17 protein-coding genes and 4 pseudogenes are annotated in these 17,110 nt (G+C 51.6%); 6 read left to right on the top strand and 15 right to left on the bottom strand.

Features of this window, described 5'->3' with window-relative positions; translation table 11 throughout:
• Window positions 1-241: 241 nt before the first annotated feature.
• Together HBOR_RS14440 and HBOR_RS14435 are read right to left on the bottom strand one after the other, a co-directional pair.
• Entirely contained in the window at window positions 242-1,846 is a 1,605-nt protein-coding gene (locus HBOR_RS14440; RefSeq protein ID WP_006056104.1) for an ABC transporter permease subunit, read from the bottom strand.
• Window positions 1,847-2,722, bottom strand: coding sequence for an ABC transporter ATP-binding protein (locus tag HBOR_RS14435; protein ID WP_006056105.1), 876 nt, complete (start codon window positions 2,720-2,722; stop codon window positions 1,847-1,849).
• Window positions 2,723-3,447: 725 nt separating this feature from the next.
• On the opposite strand from HBOR_RS14435, the pseudogene HBOR_RS19340 reads away from it, so the two are divergent.
• Window positions 3,448-3,812, top strand: a pseudogene (locus HBOR_RS19340) (transposase); the annotation flags it as partial.
• 109 nt (window positions 3,813-3,921) lie between these two features.
• Here the strand turns inward: HBOR_RS19340 and HBOR_RS14425 are convergent.
• Entirely contained in the window at window positions 3,922-4,149 is a 228-nt protein-coding gene (locus HBOR_RS14425) for a hypothetical protein (RefSeq protein WP_244880409.1), read from the bottom strand.
• A gap of 202 nt (window positions 4,150-4,351) precedes the next feature.
• On the bottom strand, window positions 4,352-5,098 hold the full coding sequence (locus HBOR_RS14420) for a hypothetical protein (protein WP_006056108.1): 747 nt from the start codon (window positions 5,096-5,098) through the stop codon (window positions 4,352-4,354).
• 83 nt (window positions 5,099-5,181) lie between these two features.
• On the opposite strand from HBOR_RS14420, the gene HBOR_RS14415 reads away from it, so the two are divergent.
• Window positions 5,182-5,382, top strand: coding sequence for a hypothetical protein (locus HBOR_RS14415; RefSeq protein WP_006056109.1), 201 nt, complete (start codon window positions 5,182-5,184; stop codon window positions 5,380-5,382).
• Between the two features lie 75 nt (window positions 5,383-5,457).
• Here HBOR_RS14415 and HBOR_RS14410 read toward each other — a convergent pair whose 3' ends face one another.
• Window positions 5,458-6,459, bottom strand: a complete 1,002-nt coding sequence (locus HBOR_RS14410; protein ID WP_013446556.1) for a glycosyltransferase family 4 protein — start codon at window positions 6,457-6,459, stop codon at window positions 5,458-5,460.
• A 349-nt stretch (window positions 6,460-6,808) separates the two neighbouring features.
• On the opposite strand from HBOR_RS14410, the gene HBOR_RS14405 reads away from it, so the two are divergent.
• Window positions 6,809-7,294 carry an ABC transporter permease subunit gene (locus HBOR_RS14405; RefSeq protein ID WP_144018718.1) on the top strand — a complete coding sequence of 162 codons (486 nt, stop codon included), beginning with the start codon at window positions 6,809-6,811 and terminating at the stop codon, window positions 7,292-7,294.
• Between the two features lie 547 nt (window positions 7,295-7,841).
• Window positions 7,842-8,783: a hypothetical protein gene (locus HBOR_RS14395; RefSeq protein ID WP_013446554.1), complete on the top strand. Its 942-nt coding sequence runs from the start codon at window positions 7,842-7,844 to the stop codon at window positions 8,781-8,783.
• A gap of 54 nt (window positions 8,784-8,837) precedes the next feature.
• Here HBOR_RS14395 and HBOR_RS20340 read toward each other — a convergent pair.
• The 5 genes and pseudogenes from HBOR_RS20340 to HBOR_RS14370 all read right to left on the bottom strand — a co-directional run.
• Window positions 8,838-9,056, bottom strand: a pseudogene (locus HBOR_RS20340) (ABC transporter ATP-binding protein); the annotation flags it as partial.
• Window positions 9,057-9,079: 23 nt separating this feature from the next.
• Window positions 9,080-9,502, bottom strand: coding sequence for a universal stress protein (locus tag HBOR_RS14390; RefSeq protein WP_241432403.1), 423 nt, complete (start codon window positions 9,500-9,502; stop codon window positions 9,080-9,082).
• A gap of 481 nt (window positions 9,503-9,983) precedes the next feature.
• The gene (locus tag HBOR_RS14380) at window positions 9,984-10,460 is read right to left on the bottom strand and encodes a hypothetical protein (protein WP_006056116.1); all 477 of its coding nucleotides are present in this window, start codon (window positions 10,458-10,460) and stop codon (window positions 9,984-9,986) included.
• Window positions 10,457-11,119, bottom strand: a complete 663-nt coding sequence (locus HBOR_RS14375; RefSeq protein ID WP_006056117.1) for a hypothetical protein — start codon at window positions 11,117-11,119, stop codon at window positions 10,457-10,459. The genes HBOR_RS14380 and HBOR_RS14375 overlap by 4 nt, the downstream gene beginning before the upstream one ends.
• Window positions 11,116-11,694: a hypothetical protein gene (locus tag HBOR_RS14370; RefSeq protein WP_241432404.1), complete on the bottom strand. Its 579-nt coding sequence runs from the start codon at window positions 11,692-11,694 to the stop codon at window positions 11,116-11,118. Before HBOR_RS14370 ends, HBOR_RS14375 begins: the two co-directional genes overlap by 4 nt.
• 132 nt (window positions 11,695-11,826) lie before the next feature.
• Here HBOR_RS14370 and HBOR_RS20065 point away from each other — a divergent pair, with 132 nt between their 5' ends.
• On the top strand, window positions 11,827-11,976 hold the full coding sequence (locus HBOR_RS20065; RefSeq protein ID WP_006056119.1) for a hypothetical protein: 150 nt from the start codon (window positions 11,827-11,829) through the stop codon (window positions 11,974-11,976).
• A 93-nt stretch (window positions 11,977-12,069) separates the two neighbouring features.
• On the opposite strand, the gene HBOR_RS14365 is transcribed toward HBOR_RS20065, so the two are convergent.
• From HBOR_RS14365 to HBOR_RS14355, 5 genes and pseudogenes are all read right to left on the bottom strand, one after another.
• The gene (locus HBOR_RS14365) at window positions 12,070-12,516 is read right to left on the bottom strand and encodes a DUF5518 domain-containing protein (protein ID WP_006056120.1); all 447 of its coding nucleotides are present in this window, start codon (window positions 12,514-12,516) and stop codon (window positions 12,070-12,072) included.
• A gap of 206 nt (window positions 12,517-12,722) precedes the next feature.
• A pseudogene (locus tag HBOR_RS19325) lies at window positions 12,723-13,246 on the bottom strand (IS6 family transposase); the annotation flags it as partial.
• A 113-nt stretch (window positions 13,247-13,359) separates the two neighbouring features.
• Window positions 13,360-13,431: pseudogene (locus HBOR_RS19735) on the bottom strand (IS6 family transposase); the annotation flags it as partial.
• A 285-nt stretch (window positions 13,432-13,716) separates the two neighbouring features.
• Window positions 13,717-14,205, bottom strand: a complete 489-nt coding sequence (locus HBOR_RS19320; RefSeq protein ID WP_129786430.1) for a hypothetical protein — start codon at window positions 14,203-14,205, stop codon at window positions 13,717-13,719.
• Between the two features lie 788 nt (window positions 14,206-14,993).
• A complete protein-coding gene (locus HBOR_RS14355; RefSeq protein WP_241432405.1) occupies window positions 14,994-15,929 on the bottom strand; it encodes an ABC transporter permease in 936 nt (311 codons plus the stop codon).
• Window positions 15,930-16,070: 141 nt separating this feature from the next.
• Between HBOR_RS14355 and HBOR_RS14350 the strand changes: the two genes are divergently transcribed.
• On the top strand, window positions 16,071-17,021 hold the full coding sequence (locus HBOR_RS14350; protein ID WP_006056123.1) for an ABC transporter ATP-binding protein: 951 nt from the start codon (window positions 16,071-16,073) through the stop codon (window positions 17,019-17,021).
• Window positions 17,022-17,110 lie beyond the last annotated feature (89 nt).

Here is a 17,110-nt window from a genome sequence, read left to right as displayed (position 1 = left end):
GGATAAGTAATTAATTCTAGCCAGGAGAAAAGTGATAAAGAAATTACAGAAATATTGTCGAACCGGATTCGTCCTTTTATATGTCCCATGCACACACTGTCTGTTGACTCTTGATGCACACTCCCGACCGCAATTACTTCGTAGCGAGCGCTCGGGGGTATCGGTGCCAGCGGTGGAACGGACTGAACCCCAGCCACTCAAAAAATCGAGACGAATGCTTCGCCCTTCAGAGTAGCAAATCTCAAACCATCTGTCGAGAGCGGTGAACGAAGCTAGCCACGAACAAGCAGAGCCCCAGACAGATGTACACAATAACGCTCACTGTTGACAGAGCCGTAGCTTCCGTTGCGGTGAACACTACGGGCTTTAGTCCGTTGGCCGGGCCGACAAACCAGATAACAAGATACAGCACTTCGAATAGTTCTGATCTTCCGCTCCAGATACCGACACTTAAAGCAAGTGACGGAACGAAGAGTATCGCCGCTACATAGCCCAACAACACTGGTGTCGAGGTCAACAGGGCGGTAAGACCAATACTGCTCCCAACCAGCACCGCGATGATTGTCACCCCAACAATCCACTCGGCGAAGAGTTGCGTGTACGCGCTGTTGGACGAGAAGATCAGCGGTTCCATACGATGGCGCTGTGCGCGAACTCCCATCGACGACAGGACGAATATTGGCCAGATGAGTGCTATTAGTAGAATTGGGCCTCTATTTTGTGGACGGATTAAGCTGGCTGCAATAATCCCGACTGCGCCTAGATACCACCACCACGGGAGCTTGGACAGGGTCATGCGGAACTCGCCGAGAAGAATTCGGAAGAGACCGCTACCGGTTCGTGTTTTGACTGGTGTAAGTGTGACCTCCGTCGGTGCTGGCGGTTCAGTCACGCTCTCAGTTGACGACCGCTCCGGCAACAGCCGTCGGAGCAGTGATGTGGTCCTCCCCGACCCTGTTTTCGATGGGTCGAATCTATTGAATGTGAGAGTACCGAAGACCGTGAGACTGACCCCAGCGACGATCATTCCGGCACGCTGTGGGTACACCCATAGCGGCCATCCCCCTCCACTCCAAGTAAATATTGTTTGTTCTACATAAATCGGTCCGAAAGCCGGTACGCCACCAGTGTAGTTTGGAGCGATAGACAGAACCGAATCGTACATTGCTACGTAGATTGGAGTATATCCAAACGGATCGAAGTAGCCGGTTATCCCGGACACGACGCCGTTTGCTACCGTCCCAGTATAAAAAACATTCATGAGCGCGAGCGTGCCGAAAAAGTAGAGGATGTTGCCAGCGGTGTTGTTCAGGGGTTCAACGGTCTCGACTAGCAGCGCAACCCCACCGATGAAAAAGGCAGTCGGAATGGCCAATAGTACTACTGGCAAGAGCAGTTTGATCGGGTTGGTGGGACCGACACCGTGTACTACATGCACAACGACGGCTGACAATCCCAGTACGCTGACAATTAATCCAAGGTACGCTCCATTGCTCAACCACTTTCCTAACAGATATCGGGGATTCGAGATCGGCATCGATGCGAGGAGTTCACTGACTTCTGTGGACCGGTCACGATATAGACTATTCTTAACCAGATAGAACCCAACGAACACCACAAAGAAGCTCCCTGTCAACCCTGCTTTAGCGCCAATCCAGGCTGCGTTATTCACTCCACGGTAGTTGTTAAGGGCGCCACCAGCCACGGACTGTTGAAAGACGAGATCGATCTCCCCGGTATTGACGAGATAGCCGAGATATATAACGAACGCCAACAAAGCGATCAGTCGGCTCGAACGGACTCGCTGGAGAAAGTCGGCTCGGGCCACATGATAGATCTGGCGCATCTATCGGGCCACCTGTGGGCCAACACGCCAGAGGTAGGCATCTTCAAGCGTTGGAGGGACAACACGTGCGTTCTCATGCGGTGGCTCCTCGGCTATCACCCGGAGTTCGATGCCATCCGAGCGACTGACAGTGCCCGAGATAATCTGATCGGATCGGATCTTGTCGAGGTTGGACTGGTCAGTGGTGTACGTGTAGACCTTCCCTTTGACAGTCTTGATTAGTGACTCGGGATCAGTGTGGGTGAGTAGTTCCCCGTCGTCCAGCAGGGCAATCGTGTTCGCTGTGGCCTCAATGTCCGGTACGATGTGTGTTGAGAGTATCACAACACGGTCTGACGACAGATCGGAGATGATATTGCGGAATCTGACACGCTCCTCCGGATCGAGACCGACTGTTGGTTCGTCGACCACCAACAGTCCCGGATCGTTGAGTAGCGCTTGGGCGATTCCTGCCCGTTGACGCATTCCGCCGGAGAAGGTCTTGAGTTTACGGTCGCGAGCCTGTTCCAGATTCGTCAGCGCGATCAGTTCGTCGATACGAGCGGCCACGGTCTTCGAGTCCACCGACCGCAACGCACCGACGTACTCGAGGAACTCCTCCAATGTCAAATCGGGATACACGCCGAAATCCTGCGGAAGGTAGCCCAGAACCGATCGGATCGTTCCCGGCGAATCGAGTACGTCCGTGCCGTTCCACCTGATTGACCCTTTTGTCGGTTCCATAACGGTCGTAATCATCCGCATGAGCGAGGACTTGCCAGCACCGTTCGGTCCGAGAAGACCGTGAACACCGGTATCTAACTCAAGATCGATGTTTCGAACGCCCCAGACGTCTTCGGTGTACCGTTTTCCTAGATTTTGTATGCTGAGACTCATCTGATAATTGGTTGTCATGCGATCGGTTATTTACTTTGGGATGGATAATTTCACAACCAATGCAAATTGAAAACATCCCCGGTTAACGGAACCCCGGATACGAGTGTTCGAGAGGGGATTGGAACCATGGTACGTAATATACCGCGGCGCTTGTTCGAGTATCGCCAAGAAGTTGTAGATAAGACTGCTACTCATCAATTTAGTTTCTTTGCCACTACAGACTTCCCCGGTGCTGAAACCTGTACCATAATTGTTTAGAGCGCTGTGACCGAGTAGACAGCGGAACTGATCGCTACACGAGCCAAGTACGGTTTCTGCTGTATTGAAACCTGCACTGAACAAAGAGTAGCGATGGGACTCCACATCGCTTAGCTGGAGAGCAGGAATACATCGAATCTAAATTAGAGCACGACCTCTCTTTTCGTCTGTAAAACGCAAATTGGCTTTTTCTAATGTCGAGGATGAGTTGGATACAGAAAGAAGATGGAAAGGTGACTGAATAATCGGTTGGCACTCCGGTCGTTCCGCTGTTCTTCGACGGGAAATCAGGGGGTGCGAGATATTATCTCGATGCGACGACACCGAGTGTCCGATGAAACACGCGAAAACTGGGGGAGAACGCGAGAGCAGCGGCTACGCGCTGAGCGAACCCAGCGGAGAACAGCCGGTTAGTCGGGTGGGTCGAACCCGATGTGCTGGCCGGCGAGCGTGAGGAACGTCGTCGTCACTGCTCGGCACACTGGCTTCACGACACCCAAACTGGCCGTCGAGTCGCTCTTCGCAACACCGAGAAAAAATCGAGATTCTCGCCGGCGACAAAGGCTATGACGACCAATCACTCCGGGACGCCCTCCGTTCAGAGGGCGTCCGGCCCTTGCTGCGCCATCGACTGTTCGCTGCGTACGATCACGCCCACAACGCACGGTTGGACAGCGAATTATACGGTCAGCGCTGGATGGCCGAGACCGCCTTTTCGGCCATCAAGCGTCGGTTCGGCCCCGCTGTCCACCCTCGCGCATGGTACCGCGAGTTCCGCGAACTCGTGTTGACCGCCGCAGTCCACAACCTCGAACAAGCTCTCAAACAGTGATCCCCACGCCGTCATCGGATTCAACAAAGCAGTGATATCTGAAATGGGTGTGAGAGTCAGTCTTCAGGATGACGCTCGAAAATCCGATGCCGTTTCTTATTTCAGTCGGTTACGGCATCGCGGCGACAACACCGACGACGGCCACGGGAATGAGTGCGATCAACACCACGATCGGATGATCGTCCATCCATCGGCGGACGGTTTCGGAGCGGAGATTTGCGACACACAGTGTTGTGAACACGAACATCGACCCGGCCGTCACGGGATTGCCGGCGACGAGTTTCCATGCCCCTATTACCAGTGTGCCGACCCCCACGACTGCGAGGATCGACCTCATTCGTTTCGAGTCCGATCTGATCTCGGTCCCGTCGTCGGTCGCCTGTGATGATTTGGTCATGGGTCAAAGCCGGATCTCGGTCGATTACTCGCAGAGCACCGCGATTAGCCAGTTCTCGGTGTCACCGTGGATGTCTGTCTCCTCGAAGATGTACGCGTATCTGAAGTTACAGCTTGAGTCGGCCTTAAAAGTATTGATGAGATCAAGCAGCTGGCAACCAGCGATAGTTGCGAGTGCGCCCGCGCCGAGAATCGCGAGCGTCCCGGCTCCTGCGCCGACACCTGTCATGGAAACCGAGATCGCGCCGCTGTAGCGTGACACCGACGATGTAGCAGCTTCGTTTGAGATCGACCGTCTCGACGTACTCGGCACCAAGCTCGTTTGCCTTGTCGACGAGATCTACTGGCGGTTCCTCATCGGGGGTTGGTGTGAGCTCCACCGAATCGAACAGCGGTTCCGTCTGTTCGTAGGCCTCGTCTACGGCACCATCGAGTTCGTCGCCAAGGTAGTCGGCAGTTTCAGTGAACTTGTCTGCGGTACCGCTCAGGATCTCTTGGCCGTTCTCGATGACTGACTCAGCGGCGTCACGAATGTCGCTCCATCCGGGGATGTCCTGTTTCGACACGCTGCTATCGGAGATGACGCCGCCTTGAGCGTTGGAAGGAATGAAGTTCCGATACCCGTTCTCCTCGTTCTCTAAGGTCTTGGCGTCGGCGTACAGCGTTGCTAGTTCACGACCGCCTTTGGTCGCCGTGACGCGGACCTGAAGGTCTTCTCCGCCGATCGAAGAAGCGTATGCCCCGACCGTTACAGTGATCCCATCGTCGAGGGTGTTCTTCGTCGGAACGCGTGCCACGAATCCCTCTTGATCGACGCTATCGTGCGCCGTCACCAGCTCGTACACGTCACCCTTGCCGAACTGGGGAACGAAATCCCCGTTCGTGATCATCGGTTCAACTGCGCCGTATACCTCGGAAGGACGACAAGGAGTGGTGGCTCGCGCACAATCCCGGAGAGTCGCCACCGGGCAGCTTGAACGGGCCGTGGCTGCTCTGGACGACGTATCCGACCGGTCCGTGGGAACTCCAGTTCTGCACACGGGAACTGATGCACTTTCACGTCGACGAGCTGTACTACGTCGACTACGACGGCGAAGAAGCACACAGCGTTCACGAGACGACGGTCGTGGAGATCGAGGACGCGCCGGAGTTCGTGCAGGCCGAGTTCAAGTAGAACTCCCCGGTATTAAGGACCGTTAAGGTTCAAGCGATTATATGTGACGTTGCTGTCTTCAGATACAGAAGCGAACTAAACTGTAGTCTGATATACGCTTTCTAGCTCTTTGCCTACTGCACCAATCGTGAATTGCTCTGCGAGCTCTCGTGCATTCTCTCCGAGTCGTTTCCGGAGTTCCGGGTCGTTCTGCAGTAGTTTGATGTGGTTTTTGAATTCCTCTACCGAACTTCCCTTCAAACAGTGCGTGCCGTGTTCTAAGAGCGGTTCGTAGACTGGGATATCCCGCGTGACAATTGGAATCCCGCAGTATGCGGCTTCGATGATCGAGATTCCTTCTGTCTCACTTTTTGTCGGGAAGAAAAATACGTCGCTTGCAGCGTAGACATCTCGTACGTCGTCTGCGAACCCGGGGAATACGCAGTTGCTCGGTGCCTGTTGTATGGTTTTATCTACGCTGGATCCAGTGAGAAATCGATTAAATCGAGGGCCAAACCAGGCGAAGTTCACATCCTGTAGCTGACGAGCAACGGCTGTAAAGTCGGATAGTCCTTTCCGTTCGAAGAGGATAGACGCGTTAGCTACGGTGAGTCTACTTTCCTGTTCTCCGTTTCTCTCTATTGTCGATTTCGGACTGTATTCGCCTGTGTACACACCAGCTAAGCGATCCGGGTCGATCCCGTTCGTAACGACTGAGATTGGTGTGTTCAGTCCACGCTGTTTGAGTACTCGTTTTGCATATTCCGATGGGGCGATTAAGTGGTCGGCGCGTTTGTAGAAGAAATCTACGTACCGGCGGACAATCGGGGAAAACGTGGTCGATAGGCGGAAGCTCTCTTGGAAGTTCTCGCCGATCTCGTGTGTGTGCATCACGACTGGAATCCCCGCTCGTTTCGCACGTCGAAGTTGGACGTATGTACGGGGCGTTGGAACGTTCAGATGCAGTATCTCTGCATCACGAGAAAACCGCGGTGTATACGAAATTCCCTGCTTCTCGAATGCCTCCCGCTGGTTTTGAATTGACGTTTTGATCCCCCCCTCTAGATGTTTTTCTGATGCTGGATGACTTATATGCATGTTATAGACCAATTGTGAAGGGATATTTAATTCTGTTTGAGTCTGGGCTGTCGAATGGCTTATCCATGTTGGTTATGGGCGAGTTGCGTATTCCATTCGATCCTGAATAGGTAACGGTAAGTCGTAGACTGCCCAGTTTACTTTCTAATTAGAAGGTAATATCAGTATTCTTGGCGGTGTCTAGTTAAGCCAACGTGAGGAATGAGTCGGCCGTTGAGTGAGTTTGGAATAGCTCTCGCAGACCAACTCAGCGAGCGCTCTGCAGCGGATTTAGAAGAAAGTTGGGAGCGTTCGTGCTACTGCTGTTTGTTACTATTCCGAACCTCGTAGAAGGAATTCGACACGAAATCTGGACCTCGCCACGAGAGGCGATGTCTCTGTTCCCGTTTCATTTCCGGACGTATTTATTGCGCTCGCAGTCGCCCTCGCGTTTCGAGCAGTTGTGGGCGAACGGGAGTCAGGAACACTAAAACTTCGCCTCGGACTTCCTGCTACCAAACGAGACGTTTTGCTAGCGAAACTTGTGTCGAGGCTGTCGCTCGTCGTGGTCACGCTGCTGCCGCTGTTTGTGGTTCTCGGCGTGTTGATGAGCAGTGTCTACGGTGGTATTCCCCTCGTCGCATTCGGGTTGACTGCCGGGTGGCTTCTGTTCTACACCAGCGTCTGGACCACCTTTGTCGTCGGTGTTTCCGCAGCATTCACCTCACCGTTTCGTGTCTTAGCTGCTATTTGTGGCACGTACCTGTTCTTTAGTCCAGTTACGAGGATCTGGGATATGGTAGTCATGTGCCTGTTCTCGCTAGTGTTTGCAGGATCGTTGACTATCCATCACTGAACGCGGCGGCCACCGGGAACAGTCCCGCCTGGTTTCTTTACGTGGAATGGCTCAATCCGATTCATACGCTTATTTGGGTCGGCGAGTGGATCACCTCACTGAAAGATACCGCTGTCCCAATGGGTGAACTGTCGCTGCTCTTCTTCTCGATTGGCGCACTTGTCATACTCGGCGGTGGAGCATTGTTTGTTGGTTATGTTCGGTTCCAGCGTGTCGACCTCTAATCACTACACATAACCCCAGATTCGGTTTGTAACAGTGTGCCTTCAGAAGCTCAGGAACTATCTAGTTAATATATTCAGATATTCTTCAATTACGCCTCTATCCATGTCATAGTTGATTTTCTCAATTTGAGCATTAGCTCTTTGGACTATGTTGTGTCTAACTGGCGGTAATCACTCGGTAGCGAGATAATGCGTCCTTGTGGGTGTAAGAGTGGTCGATACTGCTGTTGCTGATGGGCGGTTCGATCCTCTCACCACGTGGAAGTATCGTACTCTACGTACGGGAAAAATAGATAATAACTGAGTTCGTGTGCCTTATTCGGATGAAAGTTGACATAGTTGACACCCTCCGTCAGTCCGAATATACCGGAGAAAACAGGTGTGAGCCTTGTACTGTGTTGAATCTCGTTATCGCCGCATTACTCGGCTCACTCGTCGCACGCAAATCGAAACTTGGTGGATGGGTCGCTGTTTCTGTTTCTGTCGGGTTAATCTATCTCCGCGGATACCTTATTCCGGGAACGCCGACGTTAACAAAGCAGTATCTTCCGCCGACTATCCTTCGGTGGTTCGGAAAAGACACAGAACCCGACATTGCAACCGGATTCGATGGTCTTGACGCAGCGGACGAATCGACGACGGACGCCGCTCAGGGGGCTACGCAAACCGACGAAGCAGCGACGATGGAGGATGCAACGACGAGCGATACTGACTCAACCACTGCTGAGCAGTTGTCATCTTCGGATGACCTTGAAGACTTCTTCGTCGCTCACGGGATTCTGGAACTGTGTGCAGATGCGGATGATCTCTGTCTCACCGAATCGTTCGAGGCGGCGTGGTTTGAGGAGATTGAGACACTTGCTGACGAGGAGGTTTCTACGGAAGCGGTCGTTGAAGCTTTCGGACTTGAAGATGATGACCGTCAGTTCGACCTCGTTACTCAGGACGAAGCCCGTCTCCTGAAATCTGAATCGAGACGGATCGGCCAGTGGCCGTCTCGTCCTGCGCTCATCGCAGACATTGCTGCCAGTCGTGTTCTCCAATCTCAGATCCCCAGTTGGGACACCTACGAACCGCAGAAAAAGGGACAGGTCCTCAATAGCCTTCGAATGTTCCTGGAAACGTGTCCCACGACGGGGGGAGACATTCAGATCGGTGAGGAAGTTGTTGAATCCTGTTGTAGCACACATAAAGTGTTTGCCGTCACCTGTGAGGAAACGGGTGAACGACTCTTTGAACATCGGGTTACAGATGTGGAAGCGTAAATAGAATGTTGTGCTGACGTAACACTCACATCTGACTTCCTTCCGCGGTTCTGGGGATTCATCAGTGTTATAGGATCTATCGGTCGTTACTTCGAGGAAGACATCCTCGGGCGTACTTTCTTCGCCGGTTTCCCATCGTTCTATGAGCATCTCTGGAGGACCCTCGGCGACTAATTCTCCATCGTAGAGGAGTCCGACTTCAGTCGCAAGTTTGCTGACGACTGGGAGGATATGTAACGAGAGGAATACGGTCGTGTCGTTGGCAGCTAACTGAATAAACGAGTTTGGTGAGTGGATTATACCGGGATAACTGGAACCTCTGCCTCTCGGATAACGCGGTCGGTAACTGAACCGATGTGTGGGTATCCAACGCCGGCCGCTCCGCGTTTGCCCATAACGATAGCGTCGATATTGTTTTCTTGGGTATAGTTCAAGATCTCCTCGTGAGGCACGCCCCGAAGAACTGACATAGTTGAGTCGATACCTTGCTCGGTGGCCTCCTCGATGAAGTCCTCTGCAAGGTCTTCGGCATCGTCGGCCATTTTGTCTAGAAATGCCTCGTAGCTGCTGAGTGCGGGTGTACTTCCGTAAACGGATTCGTCGACGACGAAGAGGATGTGGAGGTGGGCACCGTGCTCTCGAGCAAGTTCCATTCCGTGTTCAAGGCCGCGTTCTGCGAGGTCGCTTCCGTCTGTCGGGACAAGGATGTTTGTGTACATATACCACAATTTGATGTGCGTCATTATGAAGCCAGTGCCGATTCTCATTGGGATAGAATAACATATCTCATTTTGTGGTAAGTAGCTAGCATCGGTATCGCTGAACGGGATTTCACTATCCTTCTCTACGTGGCACGTACGTGACCGAAGTACAACTCCTACGGTTCTTGGTTGGGCAAAAAAGAAGCTACAGAGACAGGGCGTCTCTCACACGATCAGTATGGAACTGATCAGGAGCATGATCGCTGCCCCTGCGAGAAACGCAGTAACCGTCTGTGCTGAGATATATCGCATGGGGGACTCTTGTTCGTTTTCGTACGCAGCGTAATCGAGTCCCATTTCGTCTTGCACACATTGCGGACACCACTGCTGTTCGATGTCGCCGACAGACACGGTCACTCGGGCTTCGTCGAATATTTCTCGGTCACAGTGGCGTCTCTCACAGCCAGATGCGAGCTTTCGTTCCTGTGTAGTTTGTGGTTCAGCGGTTGTTGTTTCGCTCAACGTCAGTCACCTGTATTGTCTGGAGGAACGCTTTCTTGTTAATATCGTCGCGGAGGTAGGCCTTAAGCGACGACACGGGAACGATTCCCTGAACTGGTCCGGTGACCATCGAAAGCGTCGTCGGTTTGTAGTCAGCAGCTACATCAGCGTACTCTGCTGCAATTTGGCTGAACTCCGTGTTGAGTGCACTCTGGCTTTTCGTGTTCGTCGCGTATTCCATGATGATCTCGCCGTCGCGGGAGATGAACACACGAACATCGTCGAAGTGCGGTGAAATTCGCTTGTGAAATGCCTCTGCGAGCGGCTTGACTTCTTCAACGCTCTCAGGGACGTCTTTTGCGACCTTCTCTTTTGAGTTTTCTTTGCTCTGATCGAAGACGTACGCGGCTGACGTTCCACCAACGGCAATAACTCCGACACCGACTGCCCCGGTGATGAACGTCCGACGCTTCATGATGTGCTGTTGTTCGCCGTTTCGTTTGTGGTCTCCTCCGAGGAGTCGTCGGAGTTGGAACTGTCGTCGATGTCAACGAGCGAGACCTGCGTCTGGATGTTCTTTGGCTCTTCGCTCACGACGTACAGCCCGTTCCATTCGACGTAGTGGCCGTCGGTCGTGAAGAAGAAAATCGCGTCGCCGTTCTTACCGTATGAGCCATCCATTTGCGGTGACTCGACCACTTTCCAACAGTCGTTTCCGCTCTTGTGTGCGTCACAGCCCGGGATTCGAACCGGCTGGAGGTCGTTCGTCAGTTTGCTGTTGACTGACGAGACCTTTCCTTGTGCGACTTCGTAGTTGATGACCTTCCCATCGTTGGACATCATGTAGACGTGGTGGACGTTATTCTTGTCGTTCAGGTACTCATATCGCTTGATGAGGTTTTGACGCTCAAGCGAGTCTTCCATGATGAACGGTGGTCGCTTTTGGACGAGCCCGTACTGGTTTTTCTCGGTTATTTTCACCTCGTACATGTACGACTCCCCCAGGGAGACGTTCGAGATATCTTGTCCGGTATCCTGCCCGAGTTTTTCACCAGATGGTCCACCGCCTCCGCACCCTGCGAGGGCGATCAATGCGACTGCCGATACCGCGAGTAGGATCTTCTTTCGATTCATGCGTTCACCTCCTCAGGCAGTGCATCGCACTCCTCAGGCTTCGGGGGTTCTTTGTCCGGATCTGCACCGTCAACGTACTTGTCCTGTGGTTGGTCGGGAGCGTCGCTTCCCGGCGGACCAGTAATTGCAAATCGATCATCGACGCTGTACGGGAGATTACACTTGAAAACCGACCGCGTCGCATCGTCGCTCCGAGCGTTGTACTCTGCTACCATGCTTTCAAGCATATTTTGGTTACCTGTGATGCGTTCTTGGATTCTCCCGTGACGTACCTCGGCCTCTCGGCTCCAGTCGCCTGGGTCTTTACCTTGAATCTCGTAGAACCGTTCAAGCTCGTCGTAGCTGTTTTCGACCTGCTCGCGCTGTGCTTCGATGTCGTGATACTGCGAACGGAACCAGCGGTAGTTTTCGAGTGCCTTCTCTGCGTCCATCTGTTGTTCGACAATCTCTTCGCCCGCCTGCCGTTGCTCAGTCCACGGCAGGAAAGGGAACCAAACGTAGGAGACGATATTGAGTAAAATGAAGAACACCGCGACAGCGGCTCCGATCTTCATCCAACTTCTTTCTTGACTCATTGCACTCTCATATGTAGCCTGTCTGCAACTACACTTAATTTTACTGAATCCAATTTAGAGGTAGTGAGTACTGTTAAGGAACTGTGGCCAGAACTTAGATATAGTCACAAATACTCAGGGAGAGTTAACGGGATGACCACATACAGTTTCGAGATTGATGATGAGGTTTGGGAGACTTGGAAAGATACCGTTCCACGCTCGAAGTCGCTCGATACTCGACTTCGTGAACTCATTGAGGCCGACCGTGACGGGCGCGTTACAGAACCTGATGAAGAGCAGTAGATGTATTGGGGATTAGGATAGGCCCGCTAGAATTCGAGCTTACCCTCTAACTTTGGTCAGTACTGAAACGATATTTAGCAGTCTGTCGTAGGATTATTTTGACGCGTTTGCGCCGGTTGCCCATCGTGAGGAGACGGTGTTTGCCGCCCATCCACCGACACGCCCGCATCCCAGACCGAATATGGGGGCGACGCAGAGGACCAATACTCCACCGGCGACCCAGAATACGATTCTGGATAGTGTCCATGCTGCCACCGTACCACTGCTCGCGGCACTGACTACTGTCACAATGAACGTGAGTACTGCGATGACGCCACCAAGGAACCCAGCACGAAGTCCTGCAGCATCCGGGGATGCCGAGCGGATTGCGGCGATAGCTCCCCCGATGAACGCTCCGATTATCATGACACCGCCACCGAGGGTTGCCTCCGAGTTCGGTAGCGAGTTCACAACGGCAGCGACGGGCAGCGAGGCTAGTGCGCCGATAAGCGCGAATCGCCATTCTGTCTGGAGGGTGCGGGTAGGGAGCGGTGAGACCATATCAATATTATTACTACTTGACACTAATAATTTTTGGGTCGGATGTTGAGGCTTTCAATGACTAATAAAGTGTCAAATCTGGAAAATAATGAAAACAAAGCATGAAACAGAATCGAATTCCGAAGTTAGTGGCTTCCCACAACCTTGGAAGATGGGATAGTGACCTCTTCAACCGGTGTTCGTCCATCGAGCACTTGATGCAGTCGTTAGATGTTATAGTATTGCGCAAATTGAATGAATCACTCGCGGGCGCTTGCATGATTGCCCACACGAATTATGGAAGCAGAAACCACTCTTCGATGAGGTTTCGCTCAACGTAGTCAAGCTGACCGCTCGATCCTAACCGAGAGAGGGTAGTCTGATAGCCGTAGCCATCAACAAGAAACACAGCGTCTGAGAAATCGTGTTTCTCCGAGAGTCGATGGATAACGCAGCGGCCGGATCGGTACCATGACGTCCAAACAACTCGACGTCAAGAATCAGCTTTGTCTCGGTGTCTATTGCAGCGTACAACCAAGACCACTCGCCATTGATTTTGACAGCGGCCTCGTCAACTGCAACCCGCTTCGGCTTCGCCTCACGGGTTATGACCGCTGTCAGCCAGCAAATGTACCTATTGCTAAAAAGGTTGATAATAACGTTCAATACCGAGCAATCGAAGAATTTCTTTTGTCTCTCTGAGTGAACAGCCGATCGCGTGGAGTTGGACGGCGAACGCCTTGACGGGCGTCCCCAGAAATCGGAGATTTCTGGTGTGCGAACGAGACGCTTCGCGTCTCGTCAACGTTCGAAAGACGAAAGCGTCTTTCGAGCCCACAAACTCGCGTCGCGAGTTTGGGACGTCGCCGTCCGATCACGTTCCCATGCTTCTTCTAAATCCGTGGCAAAGCACTCGCTGAGCAGGTCTGCGAGCATTTTGACCAACTAACTCAACGACCTTCTCGTTCCTCAAACTGTTAACTAGACAGTGCCAAGAATGCCTGTTTACCACTTTATTCAGATATTAGGATCAAAAATGGTAGTTATGATTCTCAATCACACGAATATGATCTCATAAACCGATGTATTATCTAAGTATTGTTACCGGTATACTATCGTATATCGTATCTTGTTTATAAGGTAATGTCGTCTACGGTGACTATCTGTTCAACGTTCTATCGAGTGTTGGCTATCTTCTCCTCGTAATTGGCGAAAATAATTTCACACGAGAGTAGTTTCGACTGAGTTGGTGTTAGTAAGAGTTCCGTCACTCCATCTCTGAAGTCTGTATGAATAAATTGGCTCATCTGGCTCAGTTGACTCCCCTGTTATTTCTAGTCTGAAAGTCATTGCTTGATCATCAAGCTCAAAATCCCATTGATTAGTTGAAATTTGATTCCCCGCATCGACGAGACCAACTAGAAGGATGAGGAAATCAGAGGAATAATTTGTCTGTTGATATGGTTTTGCCGTTCGATTCAGAAGCATATCCCAGTTGAGGTTTGACGCATCCTCTTCATTATCAATTAAATACCCGTTAACCAGTGGACGGTTTGCATCTATATCTGTCTGATTGACGTGGAATTTTCTCTTTCGACGGAAGCCCAAGTCCCGACGGAGTTCTGGCTGAGTAACTGCGGGTCCGCTACAACCTGAGAAGAAAATACCTGATGCCGCTATTCCCTTTAGAACTCTCCTACGAGAGGACATTAAATTGATACTTATGGTTTATCTACATAAGTGTTATTCATCTCGTTTTCCGTTGGTTCAGCTTCTCTTACCCAGCTTTCTTCTCCAATTTCGAAGGCCAAGTTCATTCGTGTCAGGGACCATATCTCCGATAAGCATCTTTTATAATATTAAAACCTGTTCTACATTTTGAAATAAGCCTGTAGCGAGTGTTTGTATATTTATTGACGTACTTGTGATGGATTGTTAATGACCACGGTGCGCGAATCTTTGGTAGTTCTCTGTTCTATTGGAACGAACACAGATACAGATGAAATGTGTTGTGTGAAGACACTTCTTGGCGAAGCAGTTCTCGTTCATCTATTGTAAGCGTGTCTTGAGCTTGTTCTGCCTAGGAGAGAACGATGTTGATTACTGACGAATGTTGCATCGGTATCATATTTGTTTATCAATAGTCATGCTGTCACAATAATCTCATTGCCAGAATACAATTCTACAGCTCACAATCAGAATTCCAGACTGGCTGGAAAATATGAGCGTGACAAGAATACTATTGTAATTATAGAATACATAACAGTTTTGGGGGTGATGTCTCCCGCGCTAGCACGATGCAGTGTGTCTGTTCAGGCTGGTCAGTTGATCACGGCTACCCGGCCGAAAATACCTGTTCTGTCATACTCCTCTTTCTGAAGAGTTTATCAGTACAGGCCACAGCAGACGCGACGCTCCCTGAGATGGTTCACATTGTTGTCAACTCGACCACGATCAGCACCAAAAATCCAATCATTGGAAGCTTATTTTTTTTTCGCTCACGCGATGTCAGTTGTTGCAAACCGGCGGTAGGCGAGGAGCATTGGAACGGTTCCCCATAACACGAGTACGAGAGCCGATACCCATTCCGAAAGAAACCACGGAACGTCGCCGACAAGTTCTGAAACGATACGAGGGCCGATTATTGTAGATCCATTCGGATCAACGTGTTCCATCAGAAGCGGCGCCATCAAGTCCGAGTTTGGAAGATTGAAAATCCAGTTTACGGTAACATTATAAGCACGAGACGGTTCCAGTCGGTACGCGAAGAGGCGAACGGCAATTGATTGTTCCCCGATCCCACGCAAGATCGAATTCATAACGCGCTTCCAAGCCCATGCAGAAAGGTAGAGCGCCACCGGAACAGCAATAGCTCGACGACTGGTCTTAACAGCCATTGAGGTCGCCGTCGCAATCGAGAGCCAGACAAGCAGAAATCCTTCTTGAACAATTAAGACCTCAACAGCAGGAAGGACAGGCGGTGGACCATAGAGAATTGTCGAGATGGCGAATCCTGTGATCGTTGCAAGCGAGGTCACCGTAATAAGCGCGAGGCCCTCACCGAGGAACTTCTCGAAAACGTACTTCCACCGCGTATGTGGAAGTTTCAGTATTAATCGGATCCGTCCACTTGCTTGATCACCCGTTACCAATGAGTACCCTGCAACACTAGCTCCGAGAATACCGAAAAGCCTGATTGCCCAGGCAAAAGTAGCAATCACATACGCGCTTCCACCTTGATAACCACTTGCCGGATTGAATAAGAGGTCGGTTGCCGCACCCATTCCGGCTACAAATATGATGAACCCATACAGCCAGTAGTAACGGTTCTTCAGTTTCGTCTTGAAGTGCCGAGTCGCCAGCGGAAATCGCTTAGCGATACCCCGGAACCGATACTTACTGTTCTCTCGATTCAGATACATTCCTTCTAGCATATATAGTGTGAATATCATCATATGCGTTTGGGTTCCCCATTAGTTTACTGCCAATTCTCCTTCTGTCGGACCCATACCAACCTAAGTCAAATAACCGTTCACAGTCAAATTGATACGTTTTCAACACTAACGGATAGGTAGATGAATCCTATCGAAACTCATTCGTTAACGAAACGTTACGGTGAGACCACCGCGCTCGATTCGCTCGAGATGTCCATCGAGAACGGAGAAGTCTTCGGCTTTCTGGGACCCAACGGTTCTGGAAAATCTACCACAATCGACATCCTACTCGGGTTTATTTATCCGACATCGGGGTCGGCGTCAGTGTTTGGGATTGATCCAACAGAGAATGCGACGGCAATTCGTCAACGTACCGGCGTTGTGCCAGACGGATACGAAGTAATGCCTGACTGGACCGGCCGAGACCACGTCGAGTTCGAGCTTGACTCTCGGAACGTTGACGACGACCCCGATGCGTTACTCGATCGGTTTGGCCTACTTGAAGACGCCGACCGCGTCGCGACTGGCTATTCTCGAGGGATGCGCCAGCGACTCTTACTTTCAATGGCAGCCGCCGGCGAGCCCGATCTACTGTTGCTCGATGAGCCAACGACCGGGCTCGACCCGAACGGCATTCGGTTGATGCGAGAATTCATCAGGGACGAACGCGCCCGGGGCGCAACAATCTTCTTTTCCAGCCATCGCCTTGCTCAAGTGGAATCGGTCTGCGATCGCGTCGGTATTCTCAATGAGGGCTCGCTTTTGGCGATTGATTCGATTGACTCGCTTCGTAATGCAGTCGGAGACAACACCATACTACAGGTTTCGGTCGATCACGTCCCCGACGATATCGACTCGTTGACGACACTCGACGGGATCGAAAACCTCGAGGTCAGCGGCACGACGCTTCGTGTTCAGTGCGCGCATGGACGTCATCTTGATGCGCTTAACCATCTTGACCGCTTGGGAGCTACCCCACAACGATTCGAGACCGAGACTGCCTCACTAGAGGATATCTTTTCGGCGTATACCGAGTCAGAGACCGAGTCATCTGAATCCGTGGTTGAATCTCCAGTTGAGACTCCACTGTGACCTCGACCAGTGTCGCACGCTCGAAGTGCGCTGTGGGCGTTGTCGTGGGAGCTAATTTTCCCTGAGTATTTGGTCACCGACTGCTAGCC

The organism is Halogeometricum borinquense DSM 11551 (assembly GCF_000172995.2).
Lineage (GTDB): Archaea > Halobacteriota > Halobacteria > Halobacteriales > Haloferacaceae > Halogeometricum > Halogeometricum borinquense.
This window is presented reverse-complemented; position numbering and strand designations above follow the sequence as displayed.

Coding starts and splice junctions, on each gene's coding strand:
- HBOR_RS14440 (WP_006056104.1), bottom strand. CDS start 1,846: ATGCGCCAGATCTATCATGTGGCCCGAGCCGACTTTCTCCAGCGAGTC.
- HBOR_RS14435 (WP_006056105.1), bottom strand. CDS start 2,722: ATGAGTCTCAGCATACAAAATCTAGGAAAACGGTACACCGAAGACGTC.
- HBOR_RS14425 (WP_244880409.1), bottom strand. CDS start 4,149: ATGAGGTCGATCCTCGCAGTCGTGGGGGTCGGCACACTGGTAATAGGG.
- HBOR_RS14420 (WP_006056108.1), bottom strand. CDS start 5,098: ATGATCACGAACGGGGATTTCGTTCCCCAGTTCGGCAAGGGTGACGTG.
- HBOR_RS14410 (WP_013446556.1), bottom strand. CDS start 6,459: ATGCATATAAGTCATCCAGCATCAGAAAAACATCTAGAGGGGGGGATC.
- HBOR_RS14395 (WP_013446554.1), top strand. CDS start 7,842: ATGAAAGTTGACATAGTTGACACCCTCCGTCAGTCCGAATATACCGGA.
- HBOR_RS14390 (WP_241432403.1), bottom strand. CDS start 9,502: ATGTACACAAACATCCTTGTCCCGACAGACGGAAGCGACCTCGCAGAA.
- HBOR_RS14380 (WP_006056116.1), bottom strand. CDS start 10,460: ATGAAGCGTCGGACGTTCATCACCGGGGCAGTCGGTGTCGGAGTTATT.
- HBOR_RS14375 (WP_006056117.1), bottom strand. CDS start 11,119: ATGAATCGAAAGAAGATCCTACTCGCGGTATCGGCAGTCGCATTGATC.
- HBOR_RS14370 (WP_241432404.1), bottom strand. CDS start 11,694: ATGAGTCAAGAAAGAAGTTGGATGAAGATCGGAGCCGCTGTCGCGGTG.
- HBOR_RS20065 (WP_006056119.1), top strand. CDS start 11,827: ATGACCACATACAGTTTCGAGATTGATGATGAGGTTTGGGAGACTTGG.
- HBOR_RS14365 (WP_006056120.1), bottom strand. CDS start 12,516: ATGGTCTCACCGCTCCCTACCCGCACCCTCCAGACAGAATGGCGATTC.
- HBOR_RS19320 (WP_129786430.1), bottom strand. CDS start 14,205: ATGTCCTCTCGTAGGAGAGTTCTAAAGGGAATAGCGGCATCAGGTATT.
- HBOR_RS14355 (WP_241432405.1), bottom strand. CDS start 15,929: ATGCTAGAAGGAATGTATCTGAATCGAGAGAACAGTAAGTATCGGTTC.
- HBOR_RS14350 (WP_006056123.1), top strand. CDS start 16,071: ATGAATCCTATCGAAACTCATTCGTTAACGAAACGTTACGGTGAGACC.